The sequence below is a fragment of the Oceanobacillus indicireducens genome (genome assembly GCF_014647195.1).
GTDB lineage: Bacteria > Bacillota > Bacilli > Bacillales > Amphibacillaceae > Oceanobacillus > Oceanobacillus indicireducens.
In genome coordinates, this window is record NZ_BMOS01000001.1 from 26,548 (window position 1) to 45,989 (window position 19,442).

The following is a 19,442-nucleotide window of genomic DNA, read 5'->3' on the forward strand; positions in this document are numbered from 1 at the left end:
AAAAACGGTCCCAAGATGAGGACCGTTTAATTATTTTTCCGTTCTTTTTGTAATGCAACTTTTACTGTAGTTAAGAATTCTTCGGCTTTTTCTTCTGGTGCTTTCGTAACGAAGCTGACACCGATGAAAATAATCGTGGATAAAATAATTCCCCAGACCCCTGAAGCGAGCCCGAGCGGCTTCCATTGAAATGCTTCTAAAAAGATGACAATAACCCCCGTAACCCCAACACTTGCTAATACTCCAGCGGCCGTACCTCGTTTCCAGAAAAACGTTCCAAATATAGCTGGAACCGCAATGATAAGACCAGCTGAAGAGGCAACGGAGAGGAGTACGATGATACTTAACTCCATTTCAGCAAATAGATAAGCAATGATAGCAATGACAGGAATGACGAATTTTCCAATCTGTAGCTGCATACGGTCAGTTGGCCGTTTCCTCAGATTTCCATACACATCTTTCGCAAATACGGATGCAAGGGTCAGTAAAATTGAATCAATCGTTGAAATTGCTGCTGCCATAATTCCTACCATCACAATGACTCCAAGAATTGGTGGAACGAGATCACTAGAAAGAATCAATGGTGTTGCCATATCAACATTGTCAAGGTTCGGGAACATAATTGTCGCTGAAAAGCCCCAAAAAATCGCAACAAGCGTATAAATGAGTCCAAAGATCATAAATCCGAGAATCATAATTTTTAAGTTCTTTAAAGATGACGGCATGAATAACCGTTGACTCACCTGTGGATTGGAAAGGCTGAAAAACATCCATGGCAAGGTCATTCCAATAAATGTAAAAATATTAAAAAATCCGTTGCCAGGAACAGCTAATGAAGCTGGGTGTTCTGTTTCCAGCGTCTGGAAGAAACTACTGAACCCTCCTAGCCCGTTGATAAGAACAAGAACGACAACGGTCGATGTGATAATCATGAATATCGCTTGCAAGGAATCTGTCCAGGCAACGGAGCGAATTCCCGCAATATAAGAAAATAAAATTGCCATGATCGTTGCAATCAATACACCGGTTGAAAAGGTTATTTCATTATTCGTAAGACCAGAAAGTAAGTAACCGACACCAGTTAGCTGTACTGCGCTATAGGGGATGAGGAAAAGACAGCTTGTTAATGCGACGATGACTGCCACCCTTTTATCTTGATAGCGGTCACCAAGCATCTCGGATGGTGTGACATAGCCATATTTTTTACCGACAACCCAGAAACGCGGTCCAAAAAAGGCAATCAGTGAAACACCCATCAGATAAATTAATTCAAATCCAAGCGCACCAACCCCGCCACTGTATGTAAGTCCGGCTAAACCAACAAGCATGAATGCACTATAAGTAGTTGCACTATAGCTGAGTGCAGATACGATTCCGCCGAGTTTCCTATCGCCAAGGAAATAACTGACCATATCATTTTGTTTGCCAGAACGCGATAGAAACGCAATGAACAAAGAAATGATAATATAGATGGCAACAGCCCACCAAACGTACGACGTATTCATTGTTTTTTACCCCAATCCCTAATTAATAAATAATTGACGCCAATTACAATTACAGTAAGTACCGTCCAAAATAAAAAGCTGCCATACCACTTTTCGACATTAGGAAGCAATGTGTACGGTACAACAAAAGCAATCAGAATCAAGCATGTAATAATAATGGCATAAACCCCTTCGTTCTCTTTCATTGTCGATATTCCTCCTTTTTAATAGTATAAGAAACTATAAAGTGAAACTTCATTCAGTGGGGAATTCCTTACCTCCCCACTGAATGTTAGTTAAACCGAATCAGGTATTTACGGACTGTATATCCCCCACCTTCACATATTGGTCTTCCCTCATGTTTAGGGATGGGGGTATTACAGACCGTTTCTAGGACTAGTCACGTCCGCTCTGTGCCTTTGTTCAGGTTAATACGAAGTGAATTAGCGCTAAATTATGTGAAGAAAATCACATAGTTTTCCGAATTTCTCATATTTTCGATGTAAAGTTACAAAACCTATCATACCAGATTGTGATAAAGAAGGCTACACGAAAAAATCTTTTAATTAAGAAACTTTTGTATGTGACGGACGTCCAATGTAGTAAGAAGGAAAGAAAGGGGCTAAGTTCAAGTGAAGAAATATATAAGTATATTGGTGTTCAGTCTATTGCTTGCAGCTTGTACTGGTGAAGAGGCGGATGGCACTGCCGAGGGGACGGCCGATATTGCTTATGATACGGAAAGCTACGGAGTGGAAGAGAGTGAACTGCAAGTTTCTGATGGGGAAGAGGGTCAAGATGCGGAAACGGAAAACTCAGTGGAAGATGTTGAAGTGGATAGTGCTGAATCAAATCGTAAAGTTATTTATACGGCAGATATAAATGTTGAAACGGATGATTTCACAGCATTTTCTAATCAAGTTCAAAAAGAAGCTGCAAGGATTGGTGGCTACGTGCTTGAGTCGACATTATATAATGAGCAAGCAGAAGATTTGAAAAGTGGTCAGATGACCATTCGTATTCCACAAGAAGATTTCCATCCATTCCTAGATTTTATCGAGGAGGGAAGTACAAAGGTGCTGGATCATTATGTTTCTGGCGAGGATGTTACAGAGGAATTTGTTGACCTGGAGTCCCGCCTGAAATCGAAAGAACAAGTGGAAGAAAGATTACTGGATTTTTTAGCGGGCGCGGAAGAAACAGAGGACTTATTAAAAATCTCAAATGATTTAGCACAGGTGCAAGAAGAGATTGAAATGATTGTCGGCCGGATGAATTATCTTCAGGATAAAACGGATTTTTCAACGATAACGATATCAATTCGTGAGCGTAATGTAACACTTACAAATGTCAATGATGACTTGAACACATGGCAAGAAACGAAACAACAGTTTATGAAAAGCATTAATTCCATCATTACCACCCTATCTAAACTAAGCATACTCATCATCGGTAACTTGCCAGTATTAGCAATTATTGGAGTGCTTGCCCTGAGCGGTTTTTTCATCTGGAGAAAACAAAAGAAAAACAAATAAGTAGTGGGACGGGGGTGTCTGACCCTCTGTCCCAGTTTGCTTATCCGAGTATGGGTGATAAACTAGTAGTAAATGAGAGCAAGAGGGGGAAAAGGATGGAAAAATTACAGGTTGGCAGGGCAGAATTGACTTGGTTACGTGGTGGTGTGAATCATTTGGATGGCGGTGCCATGTTCGGTGTAGTGCCGAAAGCTTTATGGGCAAGAAAGTACCCGACTGACGAGAAGAACTTGATAGAATTAAGGACCGATCCGATTTTGCTCCAATTGGATGGGAGGAATTATCTCATAGATTCTGGCCTCGGAATAGATAAACTGTCAGAGAAGCAGATTCGTAACTTTGGAGCAAGTGAACTTTCTTTTGTAGAAGAATCATTAAGTGAACTTGGAGTGGAGCCAACTGCCATTGACGGTATATTAATGACTCATTTACATTTCGATCATGCAAGTGGCTTGTCAAAAAAAGGAAAAGAAGGGTATGAAACAATTTTTCCCAATGCGATTATTTATACGACGGCAATTGAATGGGAGGAAATGCGTCACCCCAATATTCGTTCTGTTAATACATACTGGGAGAGGAATTGGCGACCGATTGAACATCAAGTAGAGACTTTCGCAGATGAACTGGAAGTTGCAAAAGGACTGCGGATGATCCATACAGGAGGACACAGTGAAGGACATGCCATTATTGTTTTTGAAGATGGAGAAGACTGTTTCATTCATATGGGAGATTTAATGCCAACGAATGCACATGAAAATAAGCTTTGGGCGCTGGCCTACGACGATTACCCGGTGACATCGGTCCACGAAAAACAGGAGTGGATGGAATACGGGTACAATAGACAGGCATGGTATACATTTTATCATGACGCTTATTACCGAGCGATCCGCTTTAATGAAAGAGCTGAACGGATTGACGCGGTTGAGAGGGCACGAGTATTGAAAGGAGAGCGCTTCAATTAAGAAGCGCTCATCTTTAAGCGGTTTCAGTCGTCGCAATGATACCGCCTGTTTCTACATCAACATAGAATTCGTACTGTTTACTTTCCCCATCGATATTTCGCGTAATTCCGCCGCGATAGGCTTGATACACCAGGCCATTTTTCTCCACTTCTTCAGGTTTCATATAAATCCATGATCCGCTGATTGGTCCGTTTTGTTTAAAAGCTTCCTTCGCATTACTTAAAGCTTTCTCTGGCGTCACTTTCTGCTTCGTATCCAATTGGCTCTTCAATAGATAACCTACCGCGAACCCGATACTTGCAGCAAGTAAAAGATTTCTTTTTTTCAACTTGTTCCACCTCTCATTAATGAAATAGACATTCATCTTCTTTTAATTATACCTTAGTTACTTGGAAATTTAAAATTCCATCTTAGTTTACTAAGGAGTAAAAAAACTAGTTAGGTCAGCCTGCTAAAGTTTAAATAAATACATAAAATGTACGATGCTTGTGAATAAAGACATGAGATAGAACCCCCCTTGCCATCTTTTTGAGTCATCCATGACAAGATTTCGAGCCGCTTTTGCTCCAGGCGTTGTGAAACGAATCGCGCAACATACTGTAAGGGCGCTTGTGCCTTTTCCCTTGCATTTCATTTAACAAACTCACATAAATTAATAATAGTGCAAAGGCGAACATGAAGGGGGAGGAGCTATGGCGATAAAACCACCGATTTTACAACAAGGGGATACCATCGGAATCGTTACCTTGGGCAGTCCGTTAGATGCAAGTATTATTAACGCCGGAATAGAAACGTTACAAAATATGGGATTTAATGTGATCCTAGGAAAATATGTCTATTCTCAAAATGGGGTTCTTGCAGGAACAGATCAACAACGTGCCTCGGACTTGATGAGCATGTTTGAAAATGACCAGGTAAAAATGATCCTTCCTACTAGAGGTGGCGTGGGAGTAGCGGGCATTCTTCCTTACCTTGACTATTCTGTGATCACAAGCAATCCGAAAATTGTATCGGGTTATAGCGACATAACGATATTATTAAATGTCCTATACCAATACGCCGATTTGATCACATTCCAAAGTTTAATGCTCATTGATTTCGTATCGGGAGGTCCAGCCTACAACGTCAATCAATTTTTTACTGCTACGTCTACATTAACTTCACCAAGACAAATACAAAATCCACCGGGCATTCCAACTGTGAGTACGGTCCAGGGTAATGTAACCGGTCCAATTGTCGGGGGCAACCTGGCCTCTTTTGTTGATAACCTCGGAACCCCTTACGAAATCGATACAAAAGAAAGTATACTCCTTATTGAAGAAACCCATGAATCAATTAATACGGTTTATAGATATCTGAATCATTTAAAGTTAGCCGGAAAATTTGACGATTGCATTGGCATCATCATGGGAGAATGTACAAATTGTCCCGCCGCATATAACACGACTTACAATGATTTGATTAATACCTTTATGACTTCCTTTGGCAAGCCACTTATGACCAACCTTACCACCGCACACGGAACGTATAAAGCCGCAATTCCAATTGGAGCTATAGCAAATTTAAATACAACGAATAATACATTAACGGTACTTGAACCGACCGTAAGTTGATTGGGACGTAGGAACGGTACTTGTACCGACTCCTGTCGTCCCGTTCTATCGTTCGGGTTTCGCGTTTAATAAGTAAAACGTACAAAGTGCTGATAGCTGTTCCAATATATGTTGCGGCGACATATATCCATTTTTTTCAATTCTTAGCCCGCTAATTAAATGTATAAGTGGAAAGTCGTTTCCTTTATCCGGTATACTGAAAAGACATAGGGAAAATAGAATATATATAAAAGGAGTTTAAACATGAATCAGGAAACCTTAGAACTTTTTAAAAATTTAACAGAATTACAGGGAGCTCCGGGGAATGAACATGCTGTCCGGGCTTTCATGAAGAAGGAATTAGAGAAATATGCAGATGAGGTTGTGCAAGATAATCTCGGAAGCATCTTCGGTGTAAAAAAAGGAGAAGGCCCCCGCATCATGATTGCCGGACATATGGATGAAGTTGGCTTTATGGTTACCCAAATAACGGATAACGGAATGATTCGCTTTCAGCCATTGGGCGGCTGGTGGAATCAAGTCATGTTAGCCCAGCGTGTTCAAGTAATGACAGAAAACGGTCCTGTGATTGGTGTTATTTCATCGATTCCGCCCCATCTGCTTACGGAAGCCCAGCGAAAGAAACCGATGGAAATTAAAAATATGCTTATTGATATTGGGGCAGATAACCGGGATGATGCGAAAAGAATTGGTGTGAAGCCAGGAGATTCAATCGTTCCTGTTACCCCATTCCAACCGATGGCAAATGAAAAGAAAATTCTTGCTAAAGCTTGGGACAACCGCTATGGCTGCGGATTATCCATCGAATTATTAAAAGAATTAAAGGATGAATCGTTACCGAACACTTTATATTCCGGAGCAACCGTTCAAGAGGAGGTTGGACTTCGCGGGGCTCAGACTGCATCTAATATGATTCAGCCGGATATCGCTTATGTTCTTGATGCCTCACCTGCGAATGATGCTTCAGGGGATAAAAAAGCGTTTGGTCAGCTTGGGAAAGGGGCCTTGGTGCGAATATTCGACCGGACGATGATCACACATCGGGGCATGCGTGAATTTGTACTTGATACAGCAGAAACGAATGATATCCCGTATCAATATTTTATATCTCAAGGTGGAACAGATGCAGGACGAATCCATCTATCGAATAACGGCGTACCAAGTGCGGTGATTGGTATCTGCTCACGATACATCCATACGTCAGCTTCCATTATTCATGTTGATGATTATGCAGCGGCGAAAGAATTGCTCGTGAAATTGGTAAAAGCTACTGATCAAACGACAGTTGATACAATTAAAAATAATAGCTGAGGAGTAAGGAATGAAATTAATAATCGGTTCTAAAAACCCAACGAAAATCCGTGCATGTGAAGCGGTTTTCACAGATTACACTGTCCGGGGAATGGAAGTCTCGTCTGGTGTTTCCCCGCAACCACGTACTGATGAAGAAACGAGACAAGGTGCAATCAATCGTGCACTTCAATCACTTAACATGAAAGAAGCGGATGTTGGTGTCGGTCTTGAGGGTGGAGTCATGCTCGTTGATGATTGTCTCTATGTAACGAATTGGGGCGCACTTGCTGTTTCAACAGATCTAATTTATACCGCAGCTGGAGCGCGAATCGCTTTGCCGAATGAATTTTTACCAGAGTTAGAAGAAGGAAAAGAGCTAGGAGACATCATGGAAGTGTATGCTGAAAGGGAAAATGTCCGCTCGAACGAAGGAGCAATTGGCATCTTCACCAACAATCTAATCGACCGCGGTATGATGTTCACCCACATTACCCAAGCACTAAGAGGGCAATTGGAATATTGGTCAAAAAGTTAGAGAATAACAAAGGCGCAAGAAGATGACTCATAAAAGCTTAGTCAGCTACCCACTCGAAATTTATTAAGAGCATTGTTATTTTATAGTTTCCTAGAGGAATGAAAAGAGGAGTGCCACTCTGGGCGCTCCTCTTTTCATTCATAGATATAGGCTAATACATCTAATGCTTGATCAATCGTTTCAACTGTAATATTCGCTTTGTTGGATAGCTCTTTCAATGGGTGAATAAACTCTTCCGGTCGAACAAGAATCGTCGGTTTATTCAATGTAATTGCCGCGGAGGCATCCATCGCCGTATTCCACTGTCTGTATTTCTCACCAAACAGCGCAATAACGACATCAGCTTTCTGCATAAGCACCTGTGTTCTTAAATTATTCACAGCAGAAGCTGCATCATCCCGGTAATAATTGCCAGGCTGCTTCCCTAGAATCTTTTCTCCAATATCATCTGAAAGGTCATGATTCGTCTGTGGTCCGACAAAGGTTAACGGTAAATTCTTTTCCTTTGCTTTTGCTTTTAATTGATCTCGCCAGTCTGAGTGAATTTCACCAGCTAGATAAACAGTTAGTTCCATTTCAGCACCTCCAAATAATATGACTCCACTTTCATACTAACGAATTGTATAATAATTGCAAATTATTTACATGAGCATTTCAAAATTCGTTAAATCAGGGCGTGTGAATTGAAACAGACGGGAAGGAAAGCTATGATAGAAAGAAGGAGATGATTGAAAATGAGGCCATTGCAATCTGTAAAAGAATTTAACGAACTCAAAAATAATGAAAAAGCAATTTTTCTTTTCACAGCTGGCTGGTGTCCAGACTGTCGCTTCATTGAACCAATCTTACCAGAAATAGAAGATAAATATCCTGAGTACACTTTAGTTGAAGTGAATCGAGACGAATTTATGGAACTGGCACAAGAAAATGAAATTTACGGTATCCCTAGCTTTGTTGCTTATGAAAAAGGGTTAGAAGTAGGCCGATTTGTCAGTAAAGACCGGAAGACAAAGGAAGAAATCATTTCGTTTATCGATGGCTTTGCGAAAGTGTAGATTAAGTTTGTAAGGAGGTACCATCGATGAAAATGACAAGTACCCGCATGCGGGACATATTGAAAGAGCGTCTGTCAAATGATAAATATCATTTTAGATTTAATCGTAAAGAGGACACACTCCGTATCGAGTGGAAGGAAACGAAGCAAGGCTTAACCTTGACGCTTCCAAATATCATTGTAAAATATAATACGCGCGGTGAAACAGTAATTGATGAAGTTGTTGAACATATTGAGGAAGCGCTAAGAATGATGAATGAACATGTTGAATTGACAGGAATGGAGAAGTATATCTATCCTGTGATTCGCTCGACATCATTCCCGACTAAAACAAAAGCTGAAAAAAAACTGATCCACAAAGATCATACCGCGGAAACGAGAATATTCTATGCACTTGATGAAGGGAAATCATACCGATTAATTGATGAAGATTTGCTTCAGGAAGCAGAGTGGACTGGGAAGCATCTAGAAGAAATCGCAATGTTTAATGCCCGCTCTCTTTCAACCGATTATAAAACGGATAAAGTAGCTGGGAATGATTTTTACTTTATTGCAACTCAAGATGGATATGATGCAACCAGAATATTGAATGAAGCATTTCTGGAAGAGATGAAAGCAAATATGAAAGGTGATATGACCGTTGCAACCCCGCATCAGGATGTATTGATTATTGCAGATATTCAGAATGAGACTGGTTATGATATTTTAGCTCAGCTTACAATGAAATATTTCTCGGAGGGGCGCATCCCTATTACTTCGTTACCGTTTATTTACGAAGATAAAAGATTAGAGCCAATCTTTATCCTCGCGAAAAACCGCCCAGAGAAATAGAGAAAGGACGAAATAGATGAACGTATTTTATAATCCAAATGGAATTGGGGATGTACTCCTCATCCCGCTAAAAGATGGCAATCGTTACGAATGGACATATGGAACAAACGGAGATATTGTCCGAGTACTTGGAAAAGATCAGGAAGTGCTCGGCTACAACATTTACCGCGCTTCGGAAAAATTTGCACTAACTGAAACAGGTGCAATTAAATTAACGGAAGCATTACTTGGAGAAATTAAAGACCTGTTTAAAGCCAATAATCTCGATGATGAGCTTGACTTTGATCTAAGCCCGAAATTTGTCGTCGGCTATGTCGAGGAAAAATTACCTCATGAGAATGCAGACAAGTTAAGTGTTTGTAAGGTTGATGTTGGTGGGGAGGTATTGCAAATCGTTTGTGGTGCACCAAATGTCGATGTTGGCCAAAAAGTTGTTGTTGCGAAAGTAGGAGCAACGATGCCAAGCGGTCTACGCATTAAACCATCTGAACTTCGTGGAGTTCCATCAAACGGAATGATATGTTCCCAGAAAGAATTGGCTATCCCCAATGCACCGGAAGAAAAAGGAATATACGTACTAGACGACAGCTATCAAATTGGTGAAGAATTTACCGTTTAAAAAAGAGGCACACGCTATTTTCTAATAGGGTGTGTTTTTAATTACCTCAAAATATAAACTGCTAATTACTTTCATTCAGCGTAACTGTGTGCAACTTACTTCTGGAGGTCCGCAGTCCAGACACCTCTCGCTTTCCGCGGGCGGCCGGCAAGCCTCCTCGCGCTATCGCGCTGCGGGGTCTCGCCAGGCCTTTCCTCCCGCAGGAGTCTCGAGGTGTCTGGACTGCTCCGAGGGAAAGCTAAATTTGGAACCCTACTTATTATTTTAGAAATAGAACTCTCATCATGATGGGATAGTTTCCAATAATAATAACGCTCTTTACCAGTTCATTTGCCCAGCGGACGGTGACTCCTACGGGAAAAGCACGAGTCCGAAGACCCCGCAGGAAGCGAACTTCTTCCGAGGAGGCTGAGGCCGTGCCCGTGGAAAGCATCCGTCCGCTGGGCAAATGAGCGGTGATGAGAACGCCAAAATTAGTGAATGTGCAAAACACTTACGCTGAATGAAAGCAATCCGCGCTTCTCATGACAGAGGTACACTTAGCTGCTTCAGACGCTGAAAAGTGGAGTTATTTATAATATAATTTCAATAAAACTACATCCAACTCTAAAAAACTGGTAAAATGGAAAAGTAACATGGATTGAAAAAGAAATGAGTGAATGAAATGTTAAAGCATTGGTTAGATAAAATGAAAAACTTTTTCCTGACTGAAGTAGAGGAAGAAATTGAAATAGAGGATTCGGAACTACCTCAACAGAATCATCAGGAAATAAAAGCGAGAATGACTTATAAGTATCCAGAGAATCGACCTTTCCGGTTTCCAGTAATTCCAGATCCAATGGAAAAACGGGAGAAAGATGAATATAAACCTGCATATGTAAGAAGAAATCAAGAATCTGTGCAACCGGCCCAGCCGAAAAAAGAAAAGAAAATATCCAGTCCAACTCCAGTTAGAAAAGTATATAAAGATGAAAATGCACCGCCATTTCAAGCATCAGATGTCCCTTCTCCAATATATGGTTTTCAAAAAAGGGATAATGAAGTCGAAAATGTGCCCGCTTATGCTCGGAAGAAAGCTAAAAAAGAAGAGCGATCGGAAGTCCAAATAGAAGAACAAATAGAAGAACAAATAGAACAAATAGAACAAATAGAACAAAAACAAGAAGAACTACTGATTAGTGAAACGATTAAGCCGGAACAGGAAACGGCAGCAATAATCGAGTTAGCGACAGGAGAGACGGAGCAACCAATAAAAACAGAAGAAAAACTAGAAACAGAAGAAAAATTAGCAACAGAAGAAAAACCGGAAATAGAAGAAATTAAAACAATCCAACAATTGGCGCAGGAAGAAACAACAGAAAACCAGGTACATAAAAAAGCGTCTCAACCTGAAAAGAACAGAAAGAGAAGCGAAAGAAAACAGGGGAATGAACGAGAAGTACCGTTTAACGTTGTCATGACACCACTCGATAAAGCGAAAATGGAGCGGAACGAGAGGGTGAGGATGCGGGGATTAGAGCGGCACAAAGAGCGCCCAGAAAGAAAACCGGAGAACGAGTCTGTAAAACCAGTGGCAATACAGTCGGAAGTGGATCAATCAGAAGTGGAACAACCAGCAAAAGATATTCATATTCCGCTACATCTTTTAAATGACCCACAAGAAGAAGATTATGCAAATGATCCGTGGATTGAAGAACAGCAGAACTTGCTTGAACAGACACTGAAACATTTTAACGTTGGTGCACGGGTTGTTCACGCAACACAAGGCCCATCTGTTACAAGATTTGAAGTGCAACCAGAATTAGGTGTAAAGGTAAGTAAAATTAGAAACTTAAGCGATGATTTAAAATTAAATATGTCTGCTAAAGATATCCGGATTGAAGCACCGATTCCGGGGAAAAATACAGTTGGAATCGAAGTACCGAACCCAACAGCGCAAATGGTTGGACTGCAAGAAATTGTGGAGACGGAAGAGTTTAAACAGAGCAAATCTCCACTTACAACTGCATTGGGTCTAACGATTGAAGGTAAACCTAAAATTACAAATATCCAAAAAATGCCGCATGGCCTAATAGCTGGTGCAACCGGATCAGGGAAGAGCGTGTGCATTAACACAATCCTTATCAGTGTTTTATATAAAGCGAGTCATGAAGATGTGAAATTGCTCTTGATCGACCCGAAAATGGTGGAGCTAGCGCCATATAACGGTGTGCCGCACCTTGTCTCACCAGTTATTACCGATGTAAAAGCAGCGACACAGAGCTTGAAGTGGGCAGTTAATGAAATGGAAGAACGTTATGAACGTTTCGTGGAAGAAGGCGTTAGAGACATTGAGCGGTTCAACCGGAAAGTAATGAGCGAACATAGAAAGAATGAAAAAATGCCATATATCCTCATCGTCATTGATGAATTGGCTGACTTAATGATGATGTCACCACAGGATGTGGAGAATGCCATCAGTAGAATTGCACAAAAAGCACGGGCTTGCGGAATTCATCTTTTACTTGCTACCCAGAGACCATCTGTTGATGTTATAACGGGACTCATTAAAGCAAATATTCCAACTCGGATTGCCTTTAGTGTATCTTCGCAAGTGGACTCCCGTACAATCCTTGACGCGAGTGGGGCAGAGAAGCTCCTAGGTAAAGGTGATATGTTGTTCATGGAGAACGGCACAGGAAAAAGTGTCCGATTACAGGGTCCATTTGTATCTGACGAAGAAATTGAAAGAGTTACAGCCTTTGCAAGAGATCTTGCCGAACCGGACTATTTGTTTGAGCAAGAGGAGCTACTGGAACAAATTCATATGGAAGAAGATGAGGACGAGCTGCTTGAAGATGCAATTCAGTTTGTCGTCCATCAACAATCAGCAAGCACCTCCATGTTTCAGCGCCATTTCAAAATCGGCTATAACCGGGCGGCAAGGTTAATTGATACGTTGGAAGCGCGTGGTATTATATCTGGGCAAAATGGAAGTAAGCCGAGAGAGGTCCTCGTGTCGGAAGCCGCTGCCCGAATAAGCGATTAAATTTGTTTCAATTGCAATATTTTTATATCATATTGTTAATAGGATAAATAATAAGGAGAAAAATGATGAAAGAAATCGATCGAAAGCTTGCAGGTGAGATTGACCGTTTAACAAATAAAACATTTAAATTTGATGAACGTATTGGGGAAGGCTGGTTTTCTGCAGTATATTTTTTAAAAACGAAAAAGATTGCCGAAGAGAAAATCCCTAATAATCATGTAACGATGCAATTTTTTCAAAAAGATGATGCAGTTCTTTGCGGTACGGATGAAGTGATTGCTTTACTTCATTCGTTCGCGGATAATCCAGAAACACTAGAAATCAAATCATTGAAAGACGGAGACCGGATCAGTCCGTATGAGACGGTTCTTACGATATCAGGCGCTTATCAGCAATTCGGCTATTTAGAAGGGATTATTGATGGAATTCTTGCGAGAAGAACATCTGTCGCAACGAATGTATACAATGTGGTAAAAGCAGCGAGCATAACTGAAAAGCCTAAGCCTGTCATTTTCATGGGGGACAGGGATGACCATTATACGACTCAAGCAGGAGACGGATATGCAGCATTTATTGGCGGTTCCACTGCACAGGCAACCCATGCAATGAACGAATGGTGGGGGAAAGAAGGTATGGGGACAATGCCGCACGCACTCATCCAGATGTTCCGCGGCGATGTCGTGGCAGCGGCTGAAGCATATCACGAAGTATTCCCTGGCGATGAATTATCCGCACTTGTCGATTATAATAATGATGTCATTACCGATTCATTAAAAGTAGCAAAGCGTTTCGGCGATAAATTGAGCTCTGTCCGTCTTGATACTTCCCGTACGTTAGTGGATAAATATTTCCTAAGAAATCATCATTTACTTGGAACATTCGACCCACGTGGGGTTAATCCAGAGCTATTATTTGCTTTACGGAAAGCGCTTGATGATGAAGGATTCCAGCATGTGAAAATTATGGTATCCGGCGGCTTTACGGAAGAACGTATTAAAGATTTTGAAGAAGCTGGCGTCCCGGTTGATATGTATGGCGTAGGAAGAAGCTTATTACGGCATAATATCGGGTTCACAGGGGATCTCGTCCTATTGAATGGTTCACCGGAAGCGAAGGAAGGACGTAGATTTCGTCCGAATCCACGGCTCGAGGTAGTGGAATATAAAAACGTATAGAAACAAGGTGGGCTGAAAGGATTATTTTCATGTCCTTGATTGTTTGCTATAATAAGCTATTGTGTGATAATCTATCACAAACAGTAAGACAAATCCTTTTTTGTACATGTGGAGGTTCTTTTTATGACAACTTACCATCTTATTGGTATAAAGGGAACTGGAATGAGTGCACTCGCACAAATTCTCTACGACTCCGGTGAGACCGTTCAAGGCTCGGATGTGGGAAAACATTTTTTCACGGAAGAAGCTTTACTTGAAAAAAACATTCCAATTCTCCCGTTTTCTAAAGATAATATTAAAGCGGAATATACAATTATTGCAGGGAACGCATTCCCCGATGACCATGAAGAAATTGAAGAAGCAAAACGTTTAGGCTGTAAATTTTATCGATATCACGATTTTCTCGGCGATTGGCTGAAGAAATTCCGGAGTATTGCAATTACAGGTTCCCATGGTAAAACTTCAACGACTGGTTTACTTGCCCACGTATTAAATGAGGCTTTTCCAATCTCTCATTTGATTGGAGATGGAACAGGAAAAGGCCATGTGGATAGTGAATATTTTGTCTTTGAAGCCTGTGAATATCGCCGGCATTTCCTGAGCTATGAACCAGATTATGCAATTATGACAAATATTGATTTCGATCACCCGGATTATTTTACAAGTGTCGATGATGTCTTTTCTGCCTTCCAAGAGATGGCAGACAGAGTGAAAAAAGGTATTATCGCTTGCGGTGATGATAAGTATTTGCAGCGAATTACCGCCAATGTTCCCGTTCTTTATTATGGACTTGAACCGGGCAATGATTTTCAAGCTAGAAATATTAAAACATCAGAGGAAGGTACTGTTTTTGATGTTTTTATCAGAAGTAACTATTATGATACATTCACGATCCCTATGTACGGAGATCATCATATTTTAAACGCGCTCTCGGTTATTACATTATGCCATTATGAAGGCATCCCAGCTAAAGAGGTAAAGAGCTTGAGTTCGTTCGGTGGAGTGAAACGGCGCTTTACAGAGAAGCGTGTGAATGATCAAATAATTATTGATGATTATGCTCATCACCCAAGAGAGATCAGAGCAACAATTGAATCAGCGCAGAAGAAATATCCGGATAAAGAGATTGTAGCTATCTTCCAACCGCATACATTTACACGGACAAAGACATTTCTGCAGGAATTTGCTGATAGTCTTGAAGGTGCTGACTTTATCTATTTATGCGAAATCTTTGGGTCCGCTCGGGAAGAAGCCGGTCAATTAACAATCGGCGATCTTCAGGCATTAATCGAAGACTGTGAACTTCTAGATATTAATCATACAGAGGTTCTAACAAAGCATAAGGACAGTGTGCTGATCTTTATGGGAGCAGGCGACATACAGAAGTTTATTGAAGCCTATAAGCCTGAAATTCACACACAAGTATTGAATAAATGAACAAAGCTCCGGCGCCCGCTTAGGGTGCTGGAAGTAGATAAAGTCTGCCTGGGGTAACCTTAGAAAGGAAGCCGTTTGGGCAGGCTTTTTTACATATTTCTTCATGAGGGTTCAAATTATTGAACTTTTGCAGGAAGGACTCTCTTTACCCCTGTGTCTCGCCGTATCATTCGAAATTTCATTCATTAAGTTATATACTATTTCTATAAGTTCATGTTTAGTTAGGGATAGTTGGGGTATAAAGTAATCAAGTACCGCTATTCTATCAAACAAAAGCAATTATTTGTTAAAGGAGCTGAAAAAATGGAAGTTATGCTTTATATTGCTATAATCATCGCAGTTATAGCTCTTGTGGTACTGACGTTTTACATTATCCATACCGTAAAGGTAACGAAAGAGTTTTTGAACGATACGAAGACAACACTGCAGGGACTCGAAACACAGTTAAAGGGGATAACGAATGAAACAACCGAACTTCTAAATAAAACGAACCGGCTTGCGGATGATGTTGAACTGAAATCCAGCAAAATAGACGGTTTAGTTGATGGGGCCCAGGGAATCGGTGAGACGATGAAGGAGTTTGATCATTCGTTAAAACAACTAACGAATAGTATCTCCCGTGCATCGCAGGAAGAACAAGCGAAGACAAATGAAGCGGTGAAATGGGGAGCATCTATTTTAGAATATGTCCTAAAGAGAAAAGAAAGTAAGTATTAATTAATTTTATTCAAATATATGGAGGGAATAACAATGGCAGAAAACAATAATACGAAAGACTTTGCAATTGGTGTCGTACTAGGAGCAGTAATCGGTGCATCTACAGCATTATTATTCGCACCTAAATCGGGGAAAGAAACCCGTTATGATCTAAATAGGGGTGTTCAGCAAGTAAAAAACCGTGCTGGAGAATTTAAAGATATCGCAGTCGAAAAAGGATCAGACTGGAAAGATAAAGCGTATACAACCGGTGCAGAATTCAAACAAAAAGCAATGGATACAAGTGCGGAATTAACAAAGAAGTCTAAAGAACTAACAAAAACAGCTGCAAATAAAGCGCAGGATATCACTAAAGAAGTCGCTGAGAAGACACAAGATGTCACAAAGCAAGCCGCAGATAAAACGGAAAAAGCAGTTTCTGAAGCGGATAATAAGTTAAATGAAGCGAAAGACAAAGTGGGACAAGCCGCAAAGAAAGCGGATAAGAAAGTTGAACAAGCTGCCAATAAAGCGGATAAAAAGGTAGAAAAAACTGCAAAAGAAGTAAGTAAGAAAATAGAAGAAGATGCTGATAAAGCAGCTGAATCAGTGAAAACGGGCGATAAAGAACTGAAAAGCAATAAAAACAGCAGTGGAACAACGAGATAAAGTGAAACTCATTCAGTGGGGTATCCTTACCTCCACTGAATGTTAGTTGAACAGAATCAGGTATTTACGGACTGTTTTTTATCCCGACCCTTCACATCTTGGGCTTCAGCCATTTTTAGAGAAGGGGATATTACAGTCCGTTAATACGTGATAAAGAAAGAAGAAAGGCTACAGTGCTTATTAGCGGCTGTAGCCTTTTTGCCGTTCAATCATCCCATACAATTGCTAAGGCATCCCGGTCGTGGATAGGGGTATCAAAGCCAGCTCTTTCATCATTGCAATATAATTTGAAATTCCCGGTCGCATGTGTTAAATCTAGTGCAACATGTCGAAAAACATCTTGAAAAACGAAGGAAGGAGTTTCTCTTTCTTTCATCGTTAGACGGATATACGGATGTAATTCACTATCATTATGTAAAATCTTTTCCATATTCGTAACCATATATGCAGGTTTATAAAGAGAGACAGGTTCTTTGTTAAAGGTCACTTGAATCGAATAGGAATCGGACTTTCCGAGATACTCGAAGATATCCTTTACAGTAGGTGTCTTAGCAGAAGTAAATTTTAATTCATCTCCATCATGTAAAACTGTTTCCGTAGTTGCTTCCTTATCGTTTACAAGTATTGTCGTCTTTCCAACAGGAAGATCAATTTTCTTTTGATTGACAATGATTGGAAACTCTAAGTTAACATCTTTACGAAGCTCGTAATAATCAAGAAAATCTTGTACGCTTTCTAGCCGCGACCAGTGAATGTCGTCTTTATCTTGTACATAATAGCTTGGAGATTTGGGCTTACCATTTACAGTATATTTTGTGCCGAGTGAATAAAATGTATCATTAAACTTAACCCTTATCGGCTCTGTTTCCCCTATCAATTCTTCTAATGTAATCGCAGCAGCATCCCCATCACGCCCTTTTTCCAGTTTAATAACGTCCATTTGCTTTATACGGGTTTCGGTTGTAGCCGGTTTATCGTTTAAATAAATGGTTGGTGATTCGCCGAACCCTCCTGGAATCGTAACTTCTTTCCCGTTAACCTTTATCATTGCAGCGATGCCAGGTTTTCCATAATAATTGTGAATTTTAAGGCCTGCCTGTATCAGTGCATCACCAATCGTCTGCTCATTTACCTCAAATAGGCGGATGGTTTCTTCGTTAATTATAATTTCTGTGTATTGGACTGGACGTTCCTTTGCAGTAATGGCAATTCCGATCGGCGTTACAAAGATAGGACCGCTAGGAAATGCAGCATTCGGCTGCAGTTGCTGGATAGCTTCCACACCACGGATTGCAACCCGGTTAGGTGGTAAATTCAGATTTACAGCAATTTCATTTGCGATGGTTGGGGTAAGACTACCGCCACCTACTAACATAACAGCGCGAGGGGCTTTTCCGTTTAATTTTTTAATTTCTTCTGCTATCACCGTTGCGAGTCGGTTAATTTCATCTTTTATATGATCAACGAACGCATCGTAGGTAATGGTAGAAGTGAAGCCGAGAATATCTTCAATCTCTGTTTCATTTTCCAAAACAACTTTTCTTTTTACCTTTTCCGCTTCTGGAAAGTCAAGTAAATATTGGTCGCTGAGTGCTTCGGTAATCTCATCTCCTGCAAGAGGCACCATACCATAGCTGACCACCGTTCCATGCTCGGTTATCGCTATATCGCTTGTACCGGCGCCAATGTCTACTAGAACGACATTTAAGCGGCGCATGGACTCGGGGATGAGAACGTGAAGGGCAGCAATTGGTTCCAACGTCATCGCTTCTACTTCAAGATTTGCCATTTTGACTGCTGTGAGTAAGGACTCAACAACTACTTTCGGCAGGAAAGTCGCAATTACTTCTGCACTTGCTTCGTTTCCCGTTTGCTTGATTAGTGAGCCAATCCGTTCCTTGTCTAATTTATAATATAGTAAGGAGTAGCCGACGCAATGATAATTCTGATAGCTATCTGCATATTTCTTTGCCCCGAGCTTTTCTTGGGCAGCTTGGAGAGCGGCAAGTTCCAAATGTTTTACGTCTTCTTCATTTTTTATCGGAAATTTAGTTAAATCAATTGTCGCACTTGCTTCAATCGTTTTTAATGACCGGCCAGCAGCTGCGACACATACTTTATGTAAAGGGGAACCATAGCTTATCTCAAGTGATTTTTTTACTTTTTTAATCGTGGCTGTAACTGCGGGGACATCATGAATCTGTCCGTCCCGCATGGAGCGTGCCTCATGTTCGATCATGCAATAATCAATCAACTGGATGGAATCCTCATCCTTTTTGACAATTACACCTGTAACTGATCTTGTCCCTATATCTAAAGCGAAAATTATATTTTCCATAATGCTCACCTCTAATCATTCTCTCCCTACTAATCTATCACACATTAACGGACTGTAGTACCTTGACCTCTAACAAGAGGAAGGTGTAACGTGATGGAAACCCGATAGTAGCCGGCGTTTTAATATTTTACTAAATTAATAGTGACAAATAACAGATTTTTAGCTATAATTGT

At 40.7% G+C, this 19,442-nt stretch carries 18 protein-coding genes; 13 read left to right on the forward strand and 5 right to left on the reverse strand.

Annotation, left to right across the window (positions count from 1 at the left end):
• Positions 1-26: 26 nt before the first annotated feature.
• Positions 27-1,505 carry a sodium:solute symporter family protein gene (locus IEX94_RS00145; RefSeq protein ID WP_188855529.1) on the reverse strand — a complete coding sequence of 493 codons (1,479 nt, stop codon included), beginning with the start codon at positions 1,503-1,505 and terminating at the stop codon, positions 27-29.
• A complete protein-coding gene (locus IEX94_RS00150; RefSeq protein WP_188855530.1) occupies positions 1,502-1,690 on the reverse strand; it encodes a hypothetical protein in 189 nt (62 codons plus the stop codon). The genes IEX94_RS00145 and IEX94_RS00150 overlap by 4 nt, the downstream gene beginning before the upstream one ends.
• A 426-nt stretch (positions 1,691-2,116) precedes the next feature.
• Here IEX94_RS00150 and IEX94_RS00155 point away from each other — a divergent pair, with 426 nt between their 5' ends.
• Both IEX94_RS00155 and IEX94_RS00160 read left to right on the forward strand, forming a co-directional pair.
• Entirely contained in the window at positions 2,117-3,019 is a 903-nt protein-coding gene (locus tag IEX94_RS00155) for a DUF4349 domain-containing protein (protein WP_188855531.1), read from the forward strand.
• Between the two features lie 95 nt (positions 3,020-3,114).
• Entirely contained in the window at positions 3,115-3,981 is an 867-nt protein-coding gene (locus tag IEX94_RS00160; RefSeq protein ID WP_188855532.1) for a YtnP family quorum-quenching lactonase, read from the forward strand.
• A gap of 13 nt (positions 3,982-3,994) precedes the next feature.
• On the opposite strand, the gene IEX94_RS00165 is transcribed toward IEX94_RS00160, so the two are convergent.
• A complete protein-coding gene (locus IEX94_RS00165; protein ID WP_156856723.1) occupies positions 3,995-4,309 on the reverse strand; it encodes a PepSY domain-containing protein in 315 nt (104 codons plus the stop codon).
• Between the two features lie 364 nt (positions 4,310-4,673).
• Here IEX94_RS00165 and IEX94_RS00170 point away from each other — a divergent pair, with 364 nt between their 5' ends.
• From IEX94_RS00170 to IEX94_RS00180, 3 genes are all read left to right on the forward strand, one after another.
• On the forward strand, positions 4,674-5,594 hold the full coding sequence (locus IEX94_RS00170; RefSeq protein ID WP_188855533.1) for a S66 peptidase family protein: 921 nt from the start codon (positions 4,674-4,676) through the stop codon (positions 5,592-5,594).
• Between the two features lie 243 nt (positions 5,595-5,837).
• Positions 5,838-6,905 (forward strand): M42 family metallopeptidase, encoded by a 1,068-nt coding sequence (locus IEX94_RS00175; RefSeq protein WP_188855534.1) that lies wholly within the window; start codon positions 5,838-5,840, stop codon positions 6,903-6,905.
• A 10-nt stretch (positions 6,906-6,915) separates the two neighbouring features.
• Complete coding sequence (locus tag IEX94_RS00180) at positions 6,916-7,422, forward strand: DUF84 family protein (protein ID WP_188855535.1); 507 nt, start codon at positions 6,916-6,918, stop codon at positions 7,420-7,422.
• Between the two features lie 134 nt (positions 7,423-7,556).
• Here the strand turns inward: IEX94_RS00180 and IEX94_RS00185 are convergent, their stop codons facing one another.
• Complete coding sequence (locus IEX94_RS00185; RefSeq protein WP_188855536.1) at positions 7,557-7,997, reverse strand: YtoQ family protein; 441 nt, start codon at positions 7,995-7,997, stop codon at positions 7,557-7,559.
• 159 nt (positions 7,998-8,156) lie between these two features.
• Between IEX94_RS00185 and IEX94_RS00190 the strand changes: the two genes are divergently transcribed.
• The 8 genes from IEX94_RS00190 to IEX94_RS00225 all read left to right on the forward strand — a co-directional run bounded on the left by IEX94_RS00190 (position 8,157) and on the right by IEX94_RS00225 (position 16,931).
• A complete protein-coding gene (locus tag IEX94_RS00190; RefSeq protein ID WP_188855537.1) occupies positions 8,157-8,477 on the forward strand; it encodes a thioredoxin family protein in 321 nt (106 codons plus the stop codon).
• A 26-nt stretch (positions 8,478-8,503) separates the two neighbouring features.
• A complete protein-coding gene (locus tag IEX94_RS00195; protein ID WP_156856730.1) occupies positions 8,504-9,307 on the forward strand; it encodes a DUF1444 domain-containing protein in 804 nt (267 codons plus the stop codon).
• Between the two features lie 16 nt (positions 9,308-9,323).
• Positions 9,324-9,926 (forward strand): YtpR family tRNA-binding protein, encoded by a 603-nt coding sequence (gene ytpR / locus IEX94_RS00200; protein ID WP_188855538.1) that lies wholly within the window; start codon positions 9,324-9,326, stop codon positions 9,924-9,926.
• Between the two features lie 664 nt (positions 9,927-10,590).
• On the forward strand, positions 10,591-12,954 hold the full coding sequence (locus IEX94_RS00205; protein WP_188855539.1) for a DNA translocase FtsK: 2,364 nt from the start codon (positions 10,591-10,593) through the stop codon (positions 12,952-12,954).
• Positions 12,955-13,019: 65 nt separating this feature from the next.
• Entirely contained in the window at positions 13,020-14,129 is a 1,110-nt protein-coding gene (locus IEX94_RS00210; protein WP_188855540.1) for a nicotinate phosphoribosyltransferase, read from the forward strand.
• A gap of 123 nt (positions 14,130-14,252) precedes the next feature.
• Entirely contained in the window at positions 14,253-15,566 is a 1,314-nt protein-coding gene (gene murC, locus IEX94_RS00215; RefSeq protein ID WP_188855541.1) for a UDP-N-acetylmuramate--L-alanine ligase, read from the forward strand.
• 303 nt (positions 15,567-15,869) lie between these two features.
• Complete coding sequence (locus IEX94_RS00220; RefSeq protein WP_188855542.1) at positions 15,870-16,283, forward strand: DUF948 domain-containing protein; 414 nt, start codon at positions 15,870-15,872, stop codon at positions 16,281-16,283.
• Between the two features lie 33 nt (positions 16,284-16,316).
• Positions 16,317-16,931, forward strand: a complete 615-nt coding sequence (locus IEX94_RS00225; protein ID WP_188855543.1) for a YtxH domain-containing protein — start codon at positions 16,317-16,319, stop codon at positions 16,929-16,931.
• A 205-nt stretch (positions 16,932-17,136) separates the two neighbouring features.
• Here IEX94_RS00225 and IEX94_RS00230 read toward each other — a convergent pair whose 3' ends face one another.
• Positions 17,137-19,269, reverse strand: coding sequence for a cell division protein FtsA (locus tag IEX94_RS00230; protein WP_188855544.1), 2,133 nt, complete (start codon positions 19,267-19,269; stop codon positions 17,137-17,139).
• Positions 19,270-19,442 lie beyond the last annotated feature (173 nt).

What these genes read in the sequence shown, in the direction of transcription:
- IEX94_RS00145 (WP_188855529.1), bottom strand. Translation starts at nt 1,505, where the DNA reads ATGAATACGTCGTACGTTTGGTGGGCTGTTGCCATCTATATTATCATT.
- IEX94_RS00150 (WP_188855530.1), bottom strand. Translation starts at nt 1,690, where the DNA reads ATGAAAGAGAACGAAGGGGTTTATGCCATTATTATTACATGCTTGATT.
- IEX94_RS00160 (WP_188855532.1), top strand. Translation starts at nt 3,115, where the DNA reads ATGGAAAAATTACAGGTTGGCAGGGCAGAATTGACTTGGTTACGTGGT.
- IEX94_RS00170 (WP_188855533.1), top strand. Translation starts at nt 4,674, where the DNA reads ATGGCGATAAAACCACCGATTTTACAACAAGGGGATACCATCGGAATC.
- IEX94_RS00175 (WP_188855534.1), top strand. Translation starts at nt 5,838, where the DNA reads ATGAATCAGGAAACCTTAGAACTTTTTAAAAATTTAACAGAATTACAG.
- IEX94_RS00180 (WP_188855535.1), top strand. Translation starts at nt 6,916, where the DNA reads ATGAAATTAATAATCGGTTCTAAAAACCCAACGAAAATCCGTGCATGT.
- IEX94_RS00185 (WP_188855536.1), bottom strand. Translation starts at nt 7,997, where the DNA reads ATGGAACTAACTGTTTATCTAGCTGGTGAAATTCACTCAGACTGGCGA.
- IEX94_RS00190 (WP_188855537.1), top strand. Translation starts at nt 8,157, where the DNA reads ATGAGGCCATTGCAATCTGTAAAAGAATTTAACGAACTCAAAAATAAT.
- IEX94_RS00195 (WP_156856730.1), top strand. Translation starts at nt 8,504, where the DNA reads ATGAAAATGACAAGTACCCGCATGCGGGACATATTGAAAGAGCGTCTG.
- ytpR (WP_188855538.1), top strand. Translation starts at nt 9,324, where the DNA reads ATGAACGTATTTTATAATCCAAATGGAATTGGGGATGTACTCCTCATC.
- IEX94_RS00205 (WP_188855539.1), top strand. Translation starts at nt 10,591, where the DNA reads ATGTTAAAGCATTGGTTAGATAAAATGAAAAACTTTTTCCTGACTGAA.
- IEX94_RS00210 (WP_188855540.1), top strand. Translation starts at nt 13,020, where the DNA reads ATGAAAGAAATCGATCGAAAGCTTGCAGGTGAGATTGACCGTTTAACA.
- murC (WP_188855541.1), top strand. Translation starts at nt 14,253, where the DNA reads ATGACAACTTACCATCTTATTGGTATAAAGGGAACTGGAATGAGTGCA.
- IEX94_RS00220 (WP_188855542.1), top strand. Translation starts at nt 15,870, where the DNA reads ATGGAAGTTATGCTTTATATTGCTATAATCATCGCAGTTATAGCTCTT.
- IEX94_RS00225 (WP_188855543.1), top strand. Translation starts at nt 16,317, where the DNA reads ATGGCAGAAAACAATAATACGAAAGACTTTGCAATTGGTGTCGTACTA.
- IEX94_RS00230 (WP_188855544.1), bottom strand. Translation starts at nt 19,269, where the DNA reads ATGGAAAATATAATTTTCGCTTTAGATATAGGGACAAGATCAGTTACA.